Raw genomic sequence first — 17,085 nt, forward strand, 5'->3', positions numbered from 1 at the left:
TGTAGATTGGGATTTGTCGTTGGGTGGGGGCGGGTTTATTATATTTTTGGTTTCTAACATAGATGGTTGGTAAAACCCGCCCCTACGATATCCTGTAGATACTGAATCTTAAGTAAAGTGTCTCTTCTCCTTCATCCTTCCCAAAAAAAAGCGATCGCCCTTCCTTCGCTCCCATTCAAACAAACTTAGCTACAATAAGCTATACTGTGCTCGGCGACTCCCCAACTCGAACAATTTTCCGTTGTTTATGTCTAACTCCTCCCTCCTCGCCCCCGGTTCAACTCTCGAAAAACGCTACCGCATCCTCCGCGAATTAGGCCGAGGTGGCTTCGGCCGCACTTATCTCGCCGAAGATATCAACCGCTACAACGAAAATTGCGTGCTCAAAGAGTTTTCTCCGGTGGTTCACAGCCCCAAAGCCGCCGAATTGTTCGATCGCGAAGCGAGTATGCTTTACCACCTCCAACACCCGCAAATCCCCCGTTTTCGAGAGCTCCTGCGAACGGATTTGGGCGGGAATCCATCTTTATTTTTAGTCCAAGATTATATCAAAGGTCAAACCTACGAAGAAATATTGATATCGCGCCAGCAGCAAGGTAAAAATTTTAGCGAAGCTGAAGTTACTCAACTGCTATTTCAGCTTTTACCAGTTTTAGAATACATCCACTCAAAAAATTTAATTCACCGCGATATTTCCCCGGATAATATTATTCAGCATGATGCTGACAAACTACCATTTTTAATTGATTTCGGTTCAGTCAAACAAATTGCAGCCAATGCCGTACTTCAGTTTAACGGACAATCGGATACGGCGATCGGGAAACAGGGTTATTCGCCAGCCGAACAAATGCGGCTGGGGAAAGTTTCTGCCGCTAGCGATTTGTACGCTTTAGCCGTCACGGCGTTGGTATTGCTAAGTGGCAAAAAGCCTCAAAAATTGTACGATATCAATAATAAAACTTGGGATTGGCGATCGCACGTCAGTGTCAGCCCAAATTTAGCCACGGTATTGGATCGGATGTTAGCAGAACAACCGGGCGATCGCTACCAATCTGCAAAAGCAGTCCGCGAAGCACTCAAAGATCCAAAACTCTCTCAAATTGGCAGTATAATTTCCCAAATGGTGACAATGAACTTTGTCGGCCGCCCGTTCAAAAATAGCACTCAAACTGCTACCAGCAATCATACTCCTGTTCACCAAACTCCTCAAATTGTTAATAACAACAGCACATTCAAGTTAATTCCTTGGAAAACCCTAGGGAGTTTAACTGTCGTTTTGGTGCCAGGACTTTTAGCTTTTAGTGTAGTCAAATCTGGTTTCACGTTGCCAAAGTTGCCGGATTTACCTAAATTTTCTTCGCGCCAACCGCCTCCCGATACCTCCTTAGAGGAAGCAGAGATAATTCGTCAAGAAAAGATTGGGAAACGACGCAAAAATCTCAACATTGAGCAAGATATATTCTATCAAAAAGTTGATGAATTATATTACAATAAATATCCAGAATTACAAGGGCGCAGCTTGACAGAAAAGCCAGAAGATGCTGAAATTAGGCGGAAATGGTATGAAGTTGCTGAGGATTTATTGGACAAGTTGGAGAAAGGAGGAGAGTTGTGAAATTTAAGATAGAATAAGAGTGATTGAACCGCAGAGGGCGCAGAGGGCGCAGAGGGAAGAGGAAGAGGGTAAAGGGCAAAAAAAGAGAGGGAAGAGAAAGAGAACTTTATCTGGTTTAATACAAATTGGTATAGGCAACGCACTTTGAGTTTATTGCAAAATGGATTCTATTCAACTTACAGGAATTCGCTGCTACGGATATACGGGCTATCTGCCGGAAGAGCAAGTTTTGGGCCAGTGGTTTGAAGTGGATGTTACTCTCTGGCTGGATTTATCGGAAGCTGGAAAAAGTGATGATATTCAACATACTCTTGATTACCGCAGCGCAATTACTCTGATTCAAAAGCTAGTCAAAGAGTCGAAATTTTTATTAATCGAACGCCTAGCAGATACTATTGCTCAAGCGCTTTTACAACTACCGTTAGTCGAGAAAGTTAAACTACAACTCTCGAAACCTGCTGCCCCCATCCCTGATTTCGGTGGCAGAATTACTCTAGAAATTACTAGAAGTCATTAGTCATTAGTTCTTAGTCCTTAGTCCTTAGTCATCAGTCTTTAATCTGCATTAGTTTGTCACTAATGACTGATGACTGATGACTGATGACTATTGATTAATTACCACTTCAGCAAGTTAAATTCTTCCATGTCTACGGTATTGCGGTTGCGATAAATCGCCAAAACAATTGCCAAACCTACGGCAGCCTCAGCCGCCGCTACGGTAACTACAAACACCGTAAATACTTGACCTTTAATTTGTACGGGGTCGAGATAATTGGAGAAACCCATCAAATTGAGATTGACAGCATTCAGCATCAACTCGATCGACATTAACACCCGCACTGCATTTCGGCTAGTAATCAAACCGTAAATACCAATACAGAAAAGTGCGGCGCCTAATAACAGGAAATACTGGAGTTGCAGTTGCATAAATTTTTTGAGTCTTTCTCAATCAACATTACTACAAGACAGAGAGATAGGTGCAGTGAACACCCTACTATAGCGTGTCTAAATCATTCATACAGTAGGGTTAGTGCTCCGTACCTACCTCCGATATGGGCAACCACGGGGCAATTGCCCCTACCTTAATTGTACGAATCATTTAGACTCACTACTTTTACTTAGATTCTGGCGAAGACACATCTCCGGCAGAAACTAATTCGCGAGGTCTTTCCGGCAAACTCAAAGCAGGTGTTTCGGATAGCTTCTTTGACAGTTCATCCGGGAAAAAATCGCGGCGTGCTAGGACAATTGCTCCTACCATTGCCATCAACAAAAACACTGATGCTAACTCGAAAGGTAGCAAAAAGTCAGTGAAGAAATGTTTGGCGATTGTGACGATCGAACTTTCGGCCGGTGCTCCTGTCGTCGCCACAATAGCCCAAGGAGTAGACACCACCATCGTACCCAAAAGCGCAAACAAGCCTACGCAAACTACTGCTGTTGCTACTTGACGCACCCAAGCGTTGGGAATTATGCGGAAATCTTCGCGCTTGTTCACCAACATAATCGCAAACAAAATCAAGACGTTAACAGCGCCCACATAAATCAATACCTGCGCTGCTGCTACAAAGTCGGCATTCAGCAACAGGTACAAGCCGGCAATGCTGGTAAATACGCCGCACAGCAAAAATGCTGAGTAAACGATATTTGAGAACAGCACTACTCCTAGTGCTCCTGCAATCATCATTACGGACAATATTCCAAATGAAACAATTTGAACCCCTTCAGCTAGATTCACAAGTTTTTATCCTCAATTATTAGTTTTCTCTGGTTCGTTTTTACTCATTAGTTAGCAGTCATTAATAATTGGTTATTTCCCTAATTACTGATGACTGCTGACTAATGACTAATTACTTACTTTTCGATAATTTCCTCTGGACGCAGACCGGCGCGGCGATCGGTGTAGGAAACTTCATGGGGGTCGATCGCACCTTTCGGCAAATAAGCGAATTCGCGCATCGGTGTCACCATCGGGTCATCTGTAACCTTGTAGGGCAAACGTCCGAGGGCCACGTTGTCAAAATTCAATTCATGACGTTCGTAGGTGGCTAACTCATACTCTTCTGTCATCGACAAACAATTAGTCGGACAATATTCTACGCAGTTGCCACAGAAGATACATACTCCGAAATCGATACTGTAGTGCTTGAGTTGCTTCTTCTTAGTTTCTTTGTTAAATTCCCAATCCACTACAGGTAAGTTTATCGGACATACCCGAACGCAAACTTCGCAGGAGATGCACTTGTCAAATTCAAAGTGAATTCTGCCCCTAAAACGTTCGGACGGAATTAATTTTTCGTAAGGATACTGCACCGTAATCGGTCGGCGTCTCATGTGGTCAAAAGTAACAGATAGCCCTTGACCGATATACTTAGCAGCTTGAAAACTTTCTTTGGCGTATTCGCCTACTTGATTGAGGAATTTTAGCATGGTGTTCTCTCTCTGTACTTGAGTCTTTGGTAATTGCTAATTGATAATAGGTAATTGGTTAACAGCTATTTTTTTTTACTGTTGCCATTTACCTATTATAAATTAACCGCCAAAAGCAAAAGGAAAGGCAAGCTTCAAAGCTGCGGTCAATAGCAAATTAACTAAAGCAACGGGCAGCAAAAACTTCCATCCCAAATCTAGCAATTGGTCGATCCGAACTCGCGGCAGAGTCCAGCGGAGCAGAACTGCCAGAAACAGGAAAAAGTAGGCTTTCAGCATGGTCATCGTAATGCCCAGCGTGCCGGTAATTACCTGCAACCAAGGAGTCGTCTCGCTCAATCCCAAGGCATTTGTGATGACTCCGACAGGAATCGGGCTTTCCCAGCCGCCGAGGTACAAAACTGCTACTAGCAGGCAAGAAAGGACGAGGTTAACGTAGGAAGCGATATAGTACAAAGCAAATTTCATGCCTGTGTACTCAGTCTGATATCCTGCTACCAATTCTTCTTCTGCTTCCGGGAGGTCAAAGGGCAACCGTTCGCATTCTGCTAGTGCTGCGATCCAGAAAATCAGGAAACCTGCTGGTTGCCGCCAGATATTCCAGCCGAGAATGCCGTAGCCGGCTTGCTGCTGTACTATGTCGATCGTACTGAGGCTATTGGACATCATTACAACTGCCAATACTGCCAAAGCTAGGGGAATTTCGTAGCTGAGGGATTGAGCGGCGGCTCTGAGTCCTCCGAGGAGGGCGTATTTGTTGTTAGAAGCATAGCCCGACATCAGCAAGCCGATCGGCTGAATGCTAGACAAGGCAATCCACAGAAATATTGCTGTCCCCATATCGGCGATCAGCATATGCTCTCCGAAGGGCACGATTAAGTAAGACAGAAAAACTGGAATCACCACAATTACCGGGCCTAGGGTAAATAGCAGCGCGTCAGCTTTTGCGGGTACGATGTCTTCTTTGAATACCAACTTCAGACCATCAGCAACGGGTGCTAGCACTCCCAGAGGGCCGATGAATTCCGGGCCTACCCGCTGTTGAGCGGCGGCGGAAATTTTCCGTTCCAGCCAGACGCTAGTCAGTACCCCGAAGACGGCAGCGACAATCATCAGCACCATTGGCAGCGGTAGCCAAAGCAGTTGGGCGATGTCCGCCGGTAAGCCCCAATTCATCAGGGCTTCTACAAAACTTCCTTGTAAGTCAATTCCTGGGTTCATTTTTCCAGCTTTTGAGCGCTCAGCATATAATTTTTCACCCGTCCTTTGTAGGAGTAGGCTTAGAAATCGGGGTCTTTGTAAAGATTTTTAATGCTTTACCGCCTAATAGTATATCGCCCGACAGGCTCCAAGAACGCACAGACAGGGTGAAGTTCTAATTATATGAGCCGGCAGCGTAGCTAATGGGTGGTAAATTATGGTTGGCTGTTCACGGTTGACGGTTGACTGTTGATTGGTCGATCGATTTTGAGTCAGCAATCAATCTCGACTTACGCACTCTCCTGTCTCAAACATCGCTCTCCCCTAGCCCCATTAATAAGAGGGGCGGACAAGAGAACTCAAAGTCAACCCCTACTCCCCTTTTTAAGGGGGATTTAGGGGGATCTAGACTCAGCTATAAGCGAGATATAGCCCAAACAAAAGGGCCCAGAGTTAACTCTGAGCCCTTTTAATGCTTTAAAGTAACTTTCAAATGGCTTAAACCATTGATTTTACGTCACTTTTTTTATGGAACTGGGCAGAATCGAACTGCCGTCCAAAATGGGTATTAACCTTCCGATCGTTCACAGGTTTATCCCCTCTGATCCTCGGGGCGGGAACCATCTTTATCCTAAATGGGAGGATTTTCTAGTGATTGCTTTCCCAGCTAGCCGACTAGAAACGTTTAGCTAGGGCATCCGTTGGGGGTTGTTATGCTACCGTTAACGGAGTGAGGTGGCATACACTCTAAACCAAGCTCAAGAAGTTTTTAGGCTACAGCTACGGCTTTGCGAGCGAAAGGAACGATGTTGTTCGCATTTACTATTTTTTTTGAGCCGATATTAACGAGAGTAGACTCCCTCTCGACCTGCATCACGGAGCAGCTTTCGCCACCCTGTCGAAACCATTACAGCCCCTCGTGCGTTCTCTAATTATAGACAATATTTCGTGTTGCGTCAACTAGATTTTAGATTTGGGATTTTAGATTTTCGATTTTGGCACAAAGCTGAGTCGGGAATATTTACATCTTGCACCATTTTTTTGAACAGGCTTTCCGGCCTGTTCCACAAGAGTTGAGTTTTCCTGTGGGGTGGGCCGAAGAGCCCGCCCAGGTTTATTGACGCAAGATGCCTGTTTCACAAGAGTTGAGTTTTCCTGTGGGGTGGGCCGAAGAGCCCGCCCAGGTTTATTGACAAGGGTGCAGGATGTCAGCGCTGCCAAGTTTAATGCAAGTTGTCGTCCCAGACGCCGATGTAAATCCGATCGCGCTCGTTGCGTTCGATCGTTCCTTCCAGCGAACCCTTCCTAAACGTAAACCGATTACTCCGGCGCTGCTGCACGTCGCCCAAGCCTTGCAAAATCTCCCTGCTGGCGCCGCCCACCATCCCGTTTAACGCGGTTCGCACTACCAAAGCGTCCACAGACTGGGCAAAAGAACCCTCTGTTTGTACTAGCTCGCCCGAATCGCGATCGTAAATGTAGCCGAGAGTAATCCGATTTGGCAATATTTCGTAAAGTGCGGTGCGAGTATTCGGCCAATAGCCCCGCGCTTGAGAGTCAGTCGGTTCTCCCAATTCGGCTAAAATCTGACTTTCCGGCGTACCAACCGCATACCCAGGGATTGTGGGAGTCTTCTGATAATTGGTTCCCGGTTGTTCGGGGCTGGGTGCGGGCGATCGATCTGGCGGCAACTCTTTGTCAACAAGTCTTTCTGTTGGTGTAGGTTCGGCAGCTTCGGGAGAAGGCGCTGGTGTTGGTGCTGGGGCTGGTGTTGGAGTTTCAGCAGCCGGCGCTGGAGTTTCAGCAGCCGGCGCTGGAGTTTCATCAGCCGGCGCTGGAGTTTCATCAGCCGGCGCTGGAGTTTCATCAGCCGGCGCTGGAGTTTCAGCAGCCGCAGGCGGCGCTGGCGTTGGTGTCGGCGCGGGAATTGGTGTGGGGCTTGAGCGCGCGTCTGGATCTGCTGGGGCCGAAGTGCGATCGTCCTGGGCCACCGGTGCGGGTTCCGAAGACGGCCGGTTGAGGAAAACCCTAGCAATACCGATAAAACCTGCAACAATAAGTGCGATCGCCACGAACCCCAAAATCCACCAAACCTTGCGGTTGCCTTGCCCAGAAGACACCACAGCAGGCGCTGTTCTGGAACCCGCAGGCGACTGAGGCCCGTGTCCCGGAATCACCGCCACCGTCGGCCCGGTGCTCGGCGACGCTGCACCATGAGGCTGCCCATGCAGCAGCGACAGCCACTCATCCACGCTAGCAGGGCGATTTTGAGCTTCTACCGTCATCCCCCGCATCACCGCAGAACTGACAGCGGCACTTAGCTGAGGCTGCAAGTCGCGGGGCGAAGGCATCGGCTGACTGGTACGGAGAATTGCTCCGATCGGCACTTGTCCTGTCAGCAAAGTATAAAGCGTCGCCGCCAGACCGTAAACATCTGTTGCGGGCGTATATTTTCCTTGGGCGAAATACTGTTCTGGCGGCGCGTAGCCGTCGGACACCATATTAGTGTGACTTTGGGTTGCACCCGGAGTAAACTCGCGGGCTATGCCAAAGTCAATCAGCACGACTTCCTGAGTACCTTGGCGCAGCAGAATGTTTTGCGGTTTGATATCTCGGTGCAGCAAACCCTTTTGATGAACTGCCTTCAAAGCAGCGCCGATTTGAGTTATGTAGGAGATTGCGAGTTCTTCTGGAAGCGGTTTATTTGGCAGCACGACATCGCCCAAATTCTGACCCGGAACGTAGTCCATCACCATGTAAGGCTGCCCGTCTTCCACAAAGAAATCGCTGACGCGGACTATATTGGGATGAACGCAGGAAGCCAACCGCCTCGCTTCGTCTTGAAATTTGCGATCGAACTCAGCAAAATTCGGTTGCTGGCGCAGAGATTCGTTGAGGGTTTTGATGACTACGGGCTGTCCTAAATAGCGGTGATTTGCCCGGAAAGTTATTCCAAAGCCGCCGCGTCCCAATTCTTGTTCGAGGGTGTACTTTCCACCCTGTAAAGTTTTGCCGATTAGCGCATCCATAGGTTCAGGCGATCGCGTACCAGATAATATGGCTGATTATGGCACGTCTAGTGGGCTCTCCTCACCAGTCCAAAGAGCGATCGCCCGGATTGCATCATTGTATTGATCGCATCTCCGTAGTGTTAGGTTGCATTCTAAGCCCCTAGATGTAGCGCATAGTTTTCCTCCCGGTTGGTCAAAAATGTGCTTATTAACGAAAAGAAGTCTGTTTTGATAATATAGAGTTGAAGAGTATTCAGTATTAACGGAACCGATAACAATGTTCATAGGGACTAGAGCCGGTCAATATGTCGAACAGATTGCAGGCTACAAAGCCTTTATACCTAATCCGCTGCCACCCAAACCTGAGATTATTATGGATCAGGAAATGTGGGATCTGCTGTCTCAGGCAGATCGTGCGCTGGGGCGGCTAGACGGAGCAACGGATGCTCTACCCAATCCAGATCTATTTGTGTTTATGTATGTTCGGAAAGAAGCAGTTCTTTCGAGCCAAATTGAAGGCACACAAGCATCTTTGATAGATGTCCTAGAATTTGAATCTCAGGCTTTAGAACCGAACAATCCTCAAGAGGTGGCTGAGGTTGTAAACTATATCGCTGCTATTAATTATGGTCTTGAGCGGCTCAAGAGTTTCCCTGTATCTTTGCGATTAATTCGAGAAATTCACAAAGAGTTAATGCAAGGCGTAAGAGGTGCTGAGCGCGATCCAGGAGAGTTTCGCAGCACTCAGAATTGGATTGGTGCAGGAGGATGTTCCTTAAAGGAGGCCACTTATGTCCCTCCTCCACCCTATGAAATGCTCCAATCACTAGATAATTTGGAGAAATTTTTGCATAGTCCACAACCTATACCTACCTTGATAAAAGTGGGATTGGCTCATGCTCAGTTTGAAACAATTCACCCTTTTCTCGATGGTAATGGAAGAACAGGGCGATTATTAATCACGTTTCTGTTGTGCGAACAAAATATACTGCAACGCCCACTACTTTATATCTCTCACTATTTCAAGAAATATCGCTCTGAATACTACGATCGTCTTCAGGCTGTTAGGGACAGTGGCAACTGGGAAGGGTGGCTGAAATTTTTTCTGCGTGGGGTTTACGAAGTGGCTCAGGAAGCTGCGGCTACTGCCCGTAAAATAGTCAACTTAAAAGAAGAACATCGCCAATTAGTCCTCAACACAATGGGGCGTAAATCAGGGAATGCAATCGCATTGCTTGAGAGCCTTTATTTCAGACCAATCTTTAATGTAGAACACGCTGAAGAAATTACGAGTTTGTCATATCCTAACGCCAACGCTTTAATTAAGGCTCTTAGTGATATAGGTCTTGTGGAAGAAATTACTGGACAAAAACGTAATCGAGCATTTTCTTATGCTCCATATCTAGCTGTTTTCCGGGATTCTTAGCAACAAATCCAGCCAAACTATAGCATTTATTACCCTAGTGAAGTACACTTAATCCATTGATTATCAAGCTTTTTAGCTTCCAGGAGGTACCTGCATCTGGCCAAGAACCGCTATATATGACAGTATTCACATAAATAGCTCGCTCTTTCTCGAACCGTCTGTCTCGTCGGCTCGCTGAGCGACATCTTGAGCCACCATCATTGCATTGATATGGGTAAAGATGCGATCTAATTCCCCAATGGTATCGAGTTCCGCTACCTCTTCTGCCATTAGTTGATCTGCCTTTTTCTTCTCTAACAATTGTGACCTGCGCTGTTGGAGCGATTCACTAAATTTGAACAACTTCCACCGATCGACTTTTTCAATGCAAATCTCATGGATTAATGAGGAGGGTTTGTTGAGAATTGAAACCATTGTAGGCTCCGAGCTTCGGGTTTTAAGTAGTGACTAGATTATAGCTTTTACAGTTCTAGATGCACCCTATCCCAATTCTGGGGCAACCACGGGGGGATTGCCCCTACTTTCACACCCTATAGGTCGGCTCACACCGCAGTACAATACACTATCGAAATGCTTGTCTCGGAACCCTGGCGAGTTGGTAAGCGCCCCTACTGTCCAACAATTGATATTGATTTGGCTGCAATCCTAATTCCACAAATTTCTCTGGATATCCCAGCACCAAAATAGAGGGAGAAGTTGGGTTTTTAGATTCCTTAATGTAGTCGATCGCCCTTCTGACAGCTCGGTAGTAAGTCACAGGCTCTTGGGTATAAAAAACCAGACTGGGTTTCCAGAAACCAACCATAATAAACTCTTCTCCGGGCAGTTTTTGTTGAACCGCCACCTGTGCTAACTGTCTCAGAGGTAACTGGCGGTGGATATCGACCAAATTGTAGGCGGGAGTAAGACCAAATATGATAAATGCTACTAACCCGATGAAGTTAGCAACCAAAATCCAGCGCTGTTGCCGCTTCCAGAGTAAAAGTGCGATCGCCACCGCCGCAGTTATCCAAATCGTACCGCCGACAATCAGCAATCCCGACTGCTGAATTGCTTGGGGAAAATTGGGCATAGCCGGGTCGTCTCCGAGCCAGTTGTAGCAGTAGAAAGTTGCTCCGGCTATAATCAGTAAAAATATGACATTGAAAATGTATGTAACTAACAGCCCTCGCGGTAAAGAATTAGGTTTTTTTACTAACTTTCCCCGGCTATTTTCTGGTTCGTTGCCTGCAATAATATCGCTCCACAGCAGCGTTACCAAAATCGCAGCGGCGGGGATTAAAGGCAATACATAACTGGGCAATTTTGTCACGGCGATCGTAAAAAAGCCAAAGATGCAGACGAACCAAAATAGGGCAAATAAACTCAACTGAGCCGATCGCGGTTGACGACGCCAGTAACTGCGCTGCCAAAAACGGGTACGGGCGATCGCCACCGGCAAATAAATCGACCAAGGTGCAAAACCAACTAGCACTACAAAAAAGTAAAAATACCAAGGCGCCGAGTGCTTATTGACTACTCCAGTAAAACGCTGGAAATTGTGATAGCCAAAAAAGCTGTCAATATAAGTTTGACCGTTGGCTAAAATAACCAAAATGTACCAAGGCAAGGCGATCGCCAGAATAATCAAGATTCCAGACACCGGACGCATTTCGCGCCAAAGTTGCCAAAAATTTCCCAAATAAAGCCCGAAGCAGCCAACAATCAGCGCTGGCAAGACAATTCCCACAGGCCCCTTAGCCAGAATTGCTAAGGCAATTAGTACGTAAAAAGTCAGATACCACTTATTGGGAAATCGGGAAGCGGAAACGGTGGAAAATTCGGCTTTTTCTCTCTGTTCTTCTAGAGTGTAACCGAGAAAAAATGCGAATAGTGCCGAACACATACAACTAACTAATAGCATATCTGAAACGCCAGTCCGTCCCCAGGCAATAGTTTGGGGATTTAAAGCTATTAGGGCAGCACCAATCCAAGGAGTAGAAAGAAAGAGGGGAAGACGGGGAGAGGGGGAGAGTGGGGGAGTGGGAGAGTGGGAGAGTGAGGGAGGAAACATAGTTACATTCATCCGTGTATCCGTGTCCGTATCCGTGTCGTGCCCTTCTTCCTTCCTTCTTCCTTCTTCCTCCTTCCTTCTTCCTCCTTCCTTCGATAGGGTATAAAATCCGAGGCAAGTCAGACCGATCGCACACAAGGCCGAGGGAAGACGCACGGCCCATTCGTTAACACCCAGCGTGCGGTAAGCCACCGCCATCAGCCAGTAAATCAACGGTGGCTTGTCAAACCTGGTTTCGCCGTTGAAATAAGGAGTGATCCAATCTCCTGTCAGCGTCATTTGACGGGCGGCTTCGGCAAACAACGGTTCGGTTTCGTCAACTAAACCGATGTTGCCGAGATTCCACAAGAAACCTACCCAGGCGATCGCGCACAGCCACAACAGCGATAGCAGCTTTGGTGCGATCCTCTTCGAGGATTTCGCTAACGGGCGCTTCCTAAACTCTGACAAATTTTTAATAACTTCCTTCACGCAAACTTCCTGCGATTTTAGATTTTAAATTTTAGCTCGCATAGAGAGTCTACCGAAAGATTCGCATTCTCGAAACTCCCAAGTCGATCGAATCCGGTTAAACTCAGATGTTACACCATTCTCAACAAGGCTTTTATGAACAGGCAAGATGCCTGTTCCACAATAAAATTCACTCTTTGTGGAACAGGCATCTTGCCTGTTGCTGAGAATGGTGCAAGATATCAGTTAAACAGAGATGTTGCACCATTCTCCACAAGACTTTCATGGGCGGGCTCTCCTGCCCAACCCCTACTCCCCACAAAAAAATTCACTCTTTGTGGAACAGGCATCTTGCCTGTTCTTGAGAATGGTGCCACTATGTGAGTTTAACCTCACATAGCCGCACCATTCTCAACAAGACCGGATCGACCGGCTTTCTCGACCAAAATCTCGGCATCTGCAGCTAAGCGTTCACGGCTGCAAAATTAATTGCCATTCTCCGGCTGTGCTGTTCCAAGCGGGCGAGGGTGTCTCCCCGGCGACGTAAGGCCCCCAGTAGCGGCGAGAACCATCCTGAGCAAAAACCACCAAAATGTCTCCCTGTTGGACTTTTAACTTGCCCTCCGGCAGTGATAGCATCAGTCCCTTGCCGCCACCTTCCCCCGGCGCAAAGTCCCAGTGCGCGGGTTTTCCATAGGATTTCTCGGCTTGCCGTTTCGACAGCAGGGCCACTCGCACTGGGTGTTCGCTGCGGTTGCTGACGCGCAGACTGCCGGCGGCTTTAGTATTTGCAGGGATTGAGGAAAGCAATTCCTCCTCTGGATCTGGGGGGGTTGGTGTTGAGTCGGGTTTGGGCTCGCTGGCGGTGTCTGCAGAAGCTGTCGCGACTGGGGAAACGGGGGGTATTGGGGGGAGTGCGGTGGCTTGTGAGGGCCAATCGCTCGACTGATTGGAACCGTTGGAGATAGTGATTTCAAAACGTCCTAGAAACATTCCTGTAATTAGGACGATCGACACTCCAATTACGATCTGGTAAATTTTAAGATTCATAAATTTTAGGCTTAAAGGATAGACTGCACCCGCAATGAGTCTTAACTATTTTTAATGTAAAACCAGGGGCTGCTGTGCCACAAGATACAGTTACACTTAAATTTACTGACCGTTCTCGGCGATAAGTCGCCGATCGCTCAATACCATCTTAGATGTTAAATTTGAGATTTTAGAGGGCGACATACTGACCCCGGTAAGGATTTGGAGTTGGTCGGGAGCGGCATTTTTTGACTCATCGGTATAACTTTTAATACCAGTTTAAAAAAAGAATGCAACTATAGGCCCGTACCCCAAACCCCCATAGTCATCAGTCATTCCCCATCTCAAATCTCAAATCTCAAATTGTATAACTTTTATGCAGAATACCCGAATTAACAGATTGATTGATGTTCTGGGCGATCGCTTCCGAGGCTGGCTGAGCAATCCTTGGCGGCGGATTTCGCTCCTGCTAATTAGTCTGCTGTTCGGCACTTTTTTGGGAACTGCTATTTCGACGATCGCCGGACAATCTGCGGATTGGGATATTATCGCGGCCGGGCTGTTGGTGTTGTTGACGGAGTTCGTTAGCTGGCTGGTTTACGGTGGCCCGCGGCCTGTAGCCCGTTCTTTTTGGGTGGATATGCTCTATGCTCTGAAAATTGGCGTGACTTACAATTTATTTGTGGAGGCTTTCAAACTTGGCTCTTAAAAAGAGGGGAAATATTTGTCGGTTGTAGATAGTATTTATACAAAACTAGCCCCCGCTAGCGAGATTTTTTAGGATATGGATCGATCGACTGTAACCCCTGTTGAAATTTTACATCGGTGGCAAGCCGGCAATCGCCCGCTCGCTCCCGACTTCGAGCACCTGGCTTTTTGGGAACTTGCCGATGATTTGCGATCCTCTTCGAGGGCTTCGCTAACGCGCGCTTTTGGCATTACTCCCGATAATGCAGCCGATGTTGTCCGCTGCAAAACCGATTTATTCTTTTCTATTCTTGACGACCTGCATACTTTCCCCCTAAAGTCAACTGTTTTACTCGAAACTTTGTGGAATCTTTGGCTGCCGCTGGCAATGCAATTATCGACTGCAAAACAAAGTTTAAAGCGTCCTCTAATTCAAGGAATTTTAGGAGGGCAAGGAACGGGAAAAACTACTTTATGCCACGTTTTGAGGCTGATTCTGGGAAAATTGGGATATTCTACTGTCAGCCTTTCTTTAGACGATATTTATAAGACTTATGCCGATCGCCAACAACTCCAAAAAGCAGACCCGCGTTTAATTTGGCGCGGCCCCCCCGGCACTCACGATATTGACTTGGGAATCGCAGTTTTAGACAAGTTGCGCGGTTCTCAAACTCGCGATTTAGCAGCCGTTGACAATCCCAAATCTGATGCCATCAAACCGGATATAATTAAAAATATAGAAATTCCCAGATTTGACAAATCTGCCTATGGAGGTGCAGGAGATAGAAGTCAACCCGAAATTATTTCCGGTGCGGATATTGTACTTTTTGAAGGTTGGTTTGTCGGTGTGAATCCGGTGGTTGATGCCAAATTGAACGAGTTTTTGGCGGCTGCACCGTTTCCGATTTCCACAGAGGGCGACTGTCAGTTTGCGCGCGATATGAATGCGAAGCTGCACGACTATCTGCCGCTGTGGAACCGATTAGATCGGTTGATGGTTTTGTATCCCCAAGATTATCGCATTTCTCAAGTGTGGCGCAATCAGGCGGAACGGGAAATGATGGCGGCGGGAAAGTCGGGAATGTCAGAAGCCGAAATTAATCGGTTTGTTGAATATTTCTGGAAAGCGCTGCATCCCGAGTTATTTATTAAGTCGATGGTGGAGGGCGATCGGGTGGATTTGGTAATTGAAATTATGAGCGATCGCACTGTCGGTAAAATCTGTCGGGCGATCGACTTAAATTTAAGCGATTAGGGAGAGTTAAAATTAACGCTTTAAGGACACAACAAGGTTGTGTCCCTACCGTATTGCAGCTTTTAAGGACACAACAATGTTGTGTCCCTACTGTATTGCAGCTTATCGTGCACTCAATTGAGAATTCAGGACTTATCAAAAAAGTGGTTTGACGCGCGAATTAGAGGGGTAAGGCGCGCCATAAGCACCCTACAATACAGAGGTCTTGCATCGAGATTGAGAATTTCTAAATTAACTGCCGGGAGTACCAAGCTCGATCGCTTTCTGCATCAAATCGTCGGTAACTTCGCCCGGTGTACCTGCAGGCGTAATGTCCTGAGCCATCGAACGAAAAGCATCGGGATTGCCGCTTGAATCGGCAGGCAGTGGGATCTCTGTAGGAGCGGGAATATCAAATTTAGGTGCAGTTGCAGCGGCGGCAGCTTCGGCGCCGGCACCCGTGCGATCGATGTCACTAACGCTGAATTCTTTTGAAGCTTCGTAGTCTGCTGATACATCAACGGTCGGCAACTTTTGTTCTCCAGCTTCCGCGCTTTCAGCGATCTGCTGAGCGTCAAAGTTCTCAATGTTATTTGGTTCTGTATTGATTTCAGACATAGCCGACTCCTTGCTAGTTTTATTTAACAATTCACTGTATCAATTATTACTTATATCCCCGGCTTTTTCATCTACCCGCAGATGTATCGTTGGCTTCTATCTTAAGGATGATTTATCCTAGGGTGGTGTCTTAACATTACACGAGTTTCTTAAAATAATGCAGCTTGAGGCAACCTCCAAACCCATACATACTCAGCCATTCCTCATTGTTTAATCTAAAATCTAAAATCTAAAATCTAAAATCGTATTACCTCTCGGGGATGGTGACTTGCACTTACAAATGTTGATACTTATATATTCTGGAAGCATTTTTAAGGAATTTTATTTATGAACTCACCCGCCGCGACCAATCCTCACTCTCTCTCCAACGACACTCAAAACATAGTTCAGGCAATCAACGGGTTGGGTACAGATGAAAAGCTGGCGCTGCTCTACTTTGTTTATGAAAAAATGGGAGATTCAGTTACACCAGCCGCTCCCGCCGCTGCTGACCCACAATTAGCTCCCATGCTGCTCGATGATTTTTACAAGCTTTCCCATGACCAACAACTGAATATAATGCGAGGTATTGTTAACCGCGACGACACGCCGTATTCTCACGCTTACGGAGCTTTAACTGCTAACAATCAGTTGGTGGTTTGGTATGCTTGGGCTATTGGTATGGGGGAAACAATTGTCGATATCCCCGAAGGATATGAGGCAACTGAGGCTGTCAATGGCGTGTTGGGTCAATTTGAAGGTCTTGAGTTTGAACAGCAAATTTCGGTGCTGCGCGACGTAGCTAATAATATGGGCTACACCGATGTTAAACCAATTGCTACTCAGGCCGAAGTAGGGAAAACTTCTAGTCTTTAGATAAGAGTCTGCTGTTGCAACCTATCCTACACAAACTCTCCTCCTAGCAGAGAGAGACTCAAGAATAAAGGAATTACCCAAAGCCTCTATATGTAGGGTGCGCCTCGGCGCACCCTACCGCTATAATTAGTAGGTACAACCTTTTTTTGCTCTTAGTCTTATTTATTCTTTCGTGTATTAGAGAGAAACGAAAGTCTTTCTATGGAATGAGAATTAAATAACTTACAATTTTGATGGTTTGTGGGATGGGCGTCCCGCCCGTCCAGAAAGGGCGGGCGGGACGCCCACCCCACGCCCTATCGGGAACACTCCCCTGATACAAGGGGAGGAGAGGAAGCAGGATTATTCTTGTTTCCCTCTTTAATAAGGGGGGGACTTGCGGGGGGTGAATTTTACTTTTGCAAGAACTCTAATCATCAATCTTATACCAATTATTAAAAGTCGAAGCACCCCGCGCCGGACTTATGTGTGGGTGTT

General features: G+C 46.8%; 15 protein-coding genes and 1 other RNA gene. 6 read left to right on the plus strand and 10 right to left on the minus strand.

Annotated elements, in window-relative coordinates:
• Nucleotides 1–247: 247 nt before the first annotated feature.
• Both QT992_RS00775 and folB read left to right on the plus strand, forming a co-directional pair.
• Complete coding sequence (locus QT992_RS00775; RefSeq protein WP_333314917.1) at nt 248–1,615, plus strand: serine/threonine-protein kinase; 1,368 nt, start codon at nt 248–250, stop codon at nt 1,613–1,615.
• A 160-nt stretch (nt 1,616–1,775) separates the two neighbouring features.
• On the plus strand, nt 1,776–2,132 hold the full coding sequence (gene folB, locus QT992_RS00780) for a dihydroneopterin aldolase (protein WP_333337178.1): 357 nt from the start codon (nt 1,776–1,778) through the stop codon (nt 2,130–2,132).
• 98 nt (nt 2,133–2,230) lie between these two features.
• Here folB and nuoK read toward each other — a convergent pair whose 3' ends face one another.
• The 6 genes from nuoK to QT992_RS00810 form a co-directional block, all read right to left on the minus strand.
• Nucleotides 2,231–2,536 carry an NADH-quinone oxidoreductase subunit NuoK gene (gene nuoK / locus QT992_RS00785; protein WP_333107704.1) on the minus strand — a complete coding sequence of 102 codons (306 nt, stop codon included), beginning with the start codon at nt 2,534–2,536 and terminating at the stop codon, nt 2,231–2,233.
• Between the two features lie 193 nt (nt 2,537–2,729).
• On the minus strand, nt 2,730–3,353 hold the full coding sequence (locus tag QT992_RS00790; protein ID WP_333143679.1) for an NADH-quinone oxidoreductase subunit J: 624 nt from the start codon (nt 3,351–3,353) through the stop codon (nt 2,730–2,732).
• Nucleotides 3,354–3,469: 116 nt separating this feature from the next.
• Nucleotides 3,470–4,045: an NAD(P)H-quinone oxidoreductase subunit I gene (gene ndhI, locus QT992_RS00795; RefSeq protein ID WP_333258715.1), complete on the minus strand. Its 576-nt coding sequence runs from the start codon at nt 4,043–4,045 to the stop codon at nt 3,470–3,472.
• 102 nt (nt 4,046–4,147) lie between these two features.
• Nucleotides 4,148–5,266, minus strand: a complete 1,119-nt coding sequence (gene nuoH, locus QT992_RS00800) for an NADH-quinone oxidoreductase subunit NuoH (RefSeq protein ID WP_333376328.1) — start codon at nt 5,264–5,266, stop codon at nt 4,148–4,150.
• 505 nt (nt 5,267–5,771) lie between these two features.
• Nucleotides 5,772–6,162: a transfer-messenger RNA gene (gene ssrA, locus QT992_RS00805) on the minus strand.
• 306 nt (nt 6,163–6,468) lie between these two features.
• Entirely contained in the window at nt 6,469–8,274 is a 1,806-nt protein-coding gene (locus tag QT992_RS00810; protein WP_333337180.1) for a serine/threonine-protein kinase, read from the minus strand.
• Between the two features lie 259 nt (nt 8,275–8,533).
• On the opposite strand from QT992_RS00810, the gene QT992_RS00815 reads away from it, so the two are divergent.
• Nucleotides 8,534–9,682, plus strand: a complete 1,149-nt coding sequence (locus QT992_RS00815) for a Fic family protein (protein WP_333314908.1) — start codon at nt 8,534–8,536, stop codon at nt 9,680–9,682.
• A 126-nt stretch (nt 9,683–9,808) separates the two neighbouring features.
• On the opposite strand, the gene QT992_RS00820 is transcribed toward QT992_RS00815, so the two are convergent.
• From QT992_RS00820 to QT992_RS00830, 3 genes are all read right to left on the minus strand, one after another.
• A complete protein-coding gene (locus tag QT992_RS00820) occupies nt 9,809–10,096 on the minus strand; it encodes a hypothetical protein (RefSeq protein WP_333314906.1) in 288 nt (95 codons plus the stop codon).
• Nucleotides 10,097–10,244: 148 nt separating this feature from the next.
• Nucleotides 10,245–12,206 (minus strand): glycosyltransferase family 39 protein, encoded by a 1,962-nt coding sequence (locus QT992_RS00825; RefSeq protein WP_333376330.1) that lies wholly within the window; start codon nt 12,204–12,206, stop codon nt 10,245–10,247.
• 450 nt (nt 12,207–12,656) lie between these two features.
• The gene (locus QT992_RS00830) at nt 12,657–13,235 is read right to left on the minus strand and encodes a hypothetical protein (protein WP_333337184.1); all 579 of its coding nucleotides are present in this window, start codon (nt 13,233–13,235) and stop codon (nt 12,657–12,659) included.
• A 355-nt stretch (nt 13,236–13,590) separates the two neighbouring features.
• Here QT992_RS00830 and QT992_RS00835 point away from each other — a divergent pair, with 355 nt between their 5' ends.
• Both QT992_RS00835 and QT992_RS00840 read left to right on the plus strand, forming a co-directional pair.
• A complete protein-coding gene (locus QT992_RS00835; RefSeq protein WP_333314901.1) occupies nt 13,591–13,923 on the plus strand; it encodes a DUF565 domain-containing protein in 333 nt (110 codons plus the stop codon).
• 75 nt (nt 13,924–13,998) lie between these two features.
• Complete coding sequence (locus QT992_RS00840) at nt 13,999–15,156, plus strand: glycerate kinase (protein ID WP_333376332.1); 1,158 nt, start codon at nt 13,999–14,001, stop codon at nt 15,154–15,156.
• A 231-nt stretch (nt 15,157–15,387) separates the two neighbouring features.
• Here QT992_RS00840 and QT992_RS00845 read toward each other — a convergent pair whose 3' ends face one another.
• Nucleotides 15,388–15,753 (minus strand): hypothetical protein, encoded by a 366-nt coding sequence (locus QT992_RS00845; protein WP_333376334.1) that lies wholly within the window; start codon nt 15,751–15,753, stop codon nt 15,388–15,390.
• A gap of 327 nt (nt 15,754–16,080) precedes the next feature.
• Here QT992_RS00845 and QT992_RS00850 point away from each other — a divergent pair, with 327 nt between their 5' ends.
• Nucleotides 16,081–16,608: an orange carotenoid protein N-terminal domain-containing protein gene (locus tag QT992_RS00850; protein WP_333284069.1), complete on the plus strand. Its 528-nt coding sequence runs from the start codon at nt 16,081–16,083 to the stop codon at nt 16,606–16,608.
• The last annotated feature ends 477 nt before the right edge of the window (nt 16,609–17,085 follow it).

Origin of the sequence: Microcoleus sp. T3_D1 (genome assembly GCF_036700405.1) — a bacterium.
Classification (GTDB): Bacteria; Cyanobacteriota; Cyanobacteriia; order Cyanobacteriales; family Microcoleaceae; genus Microcoleus.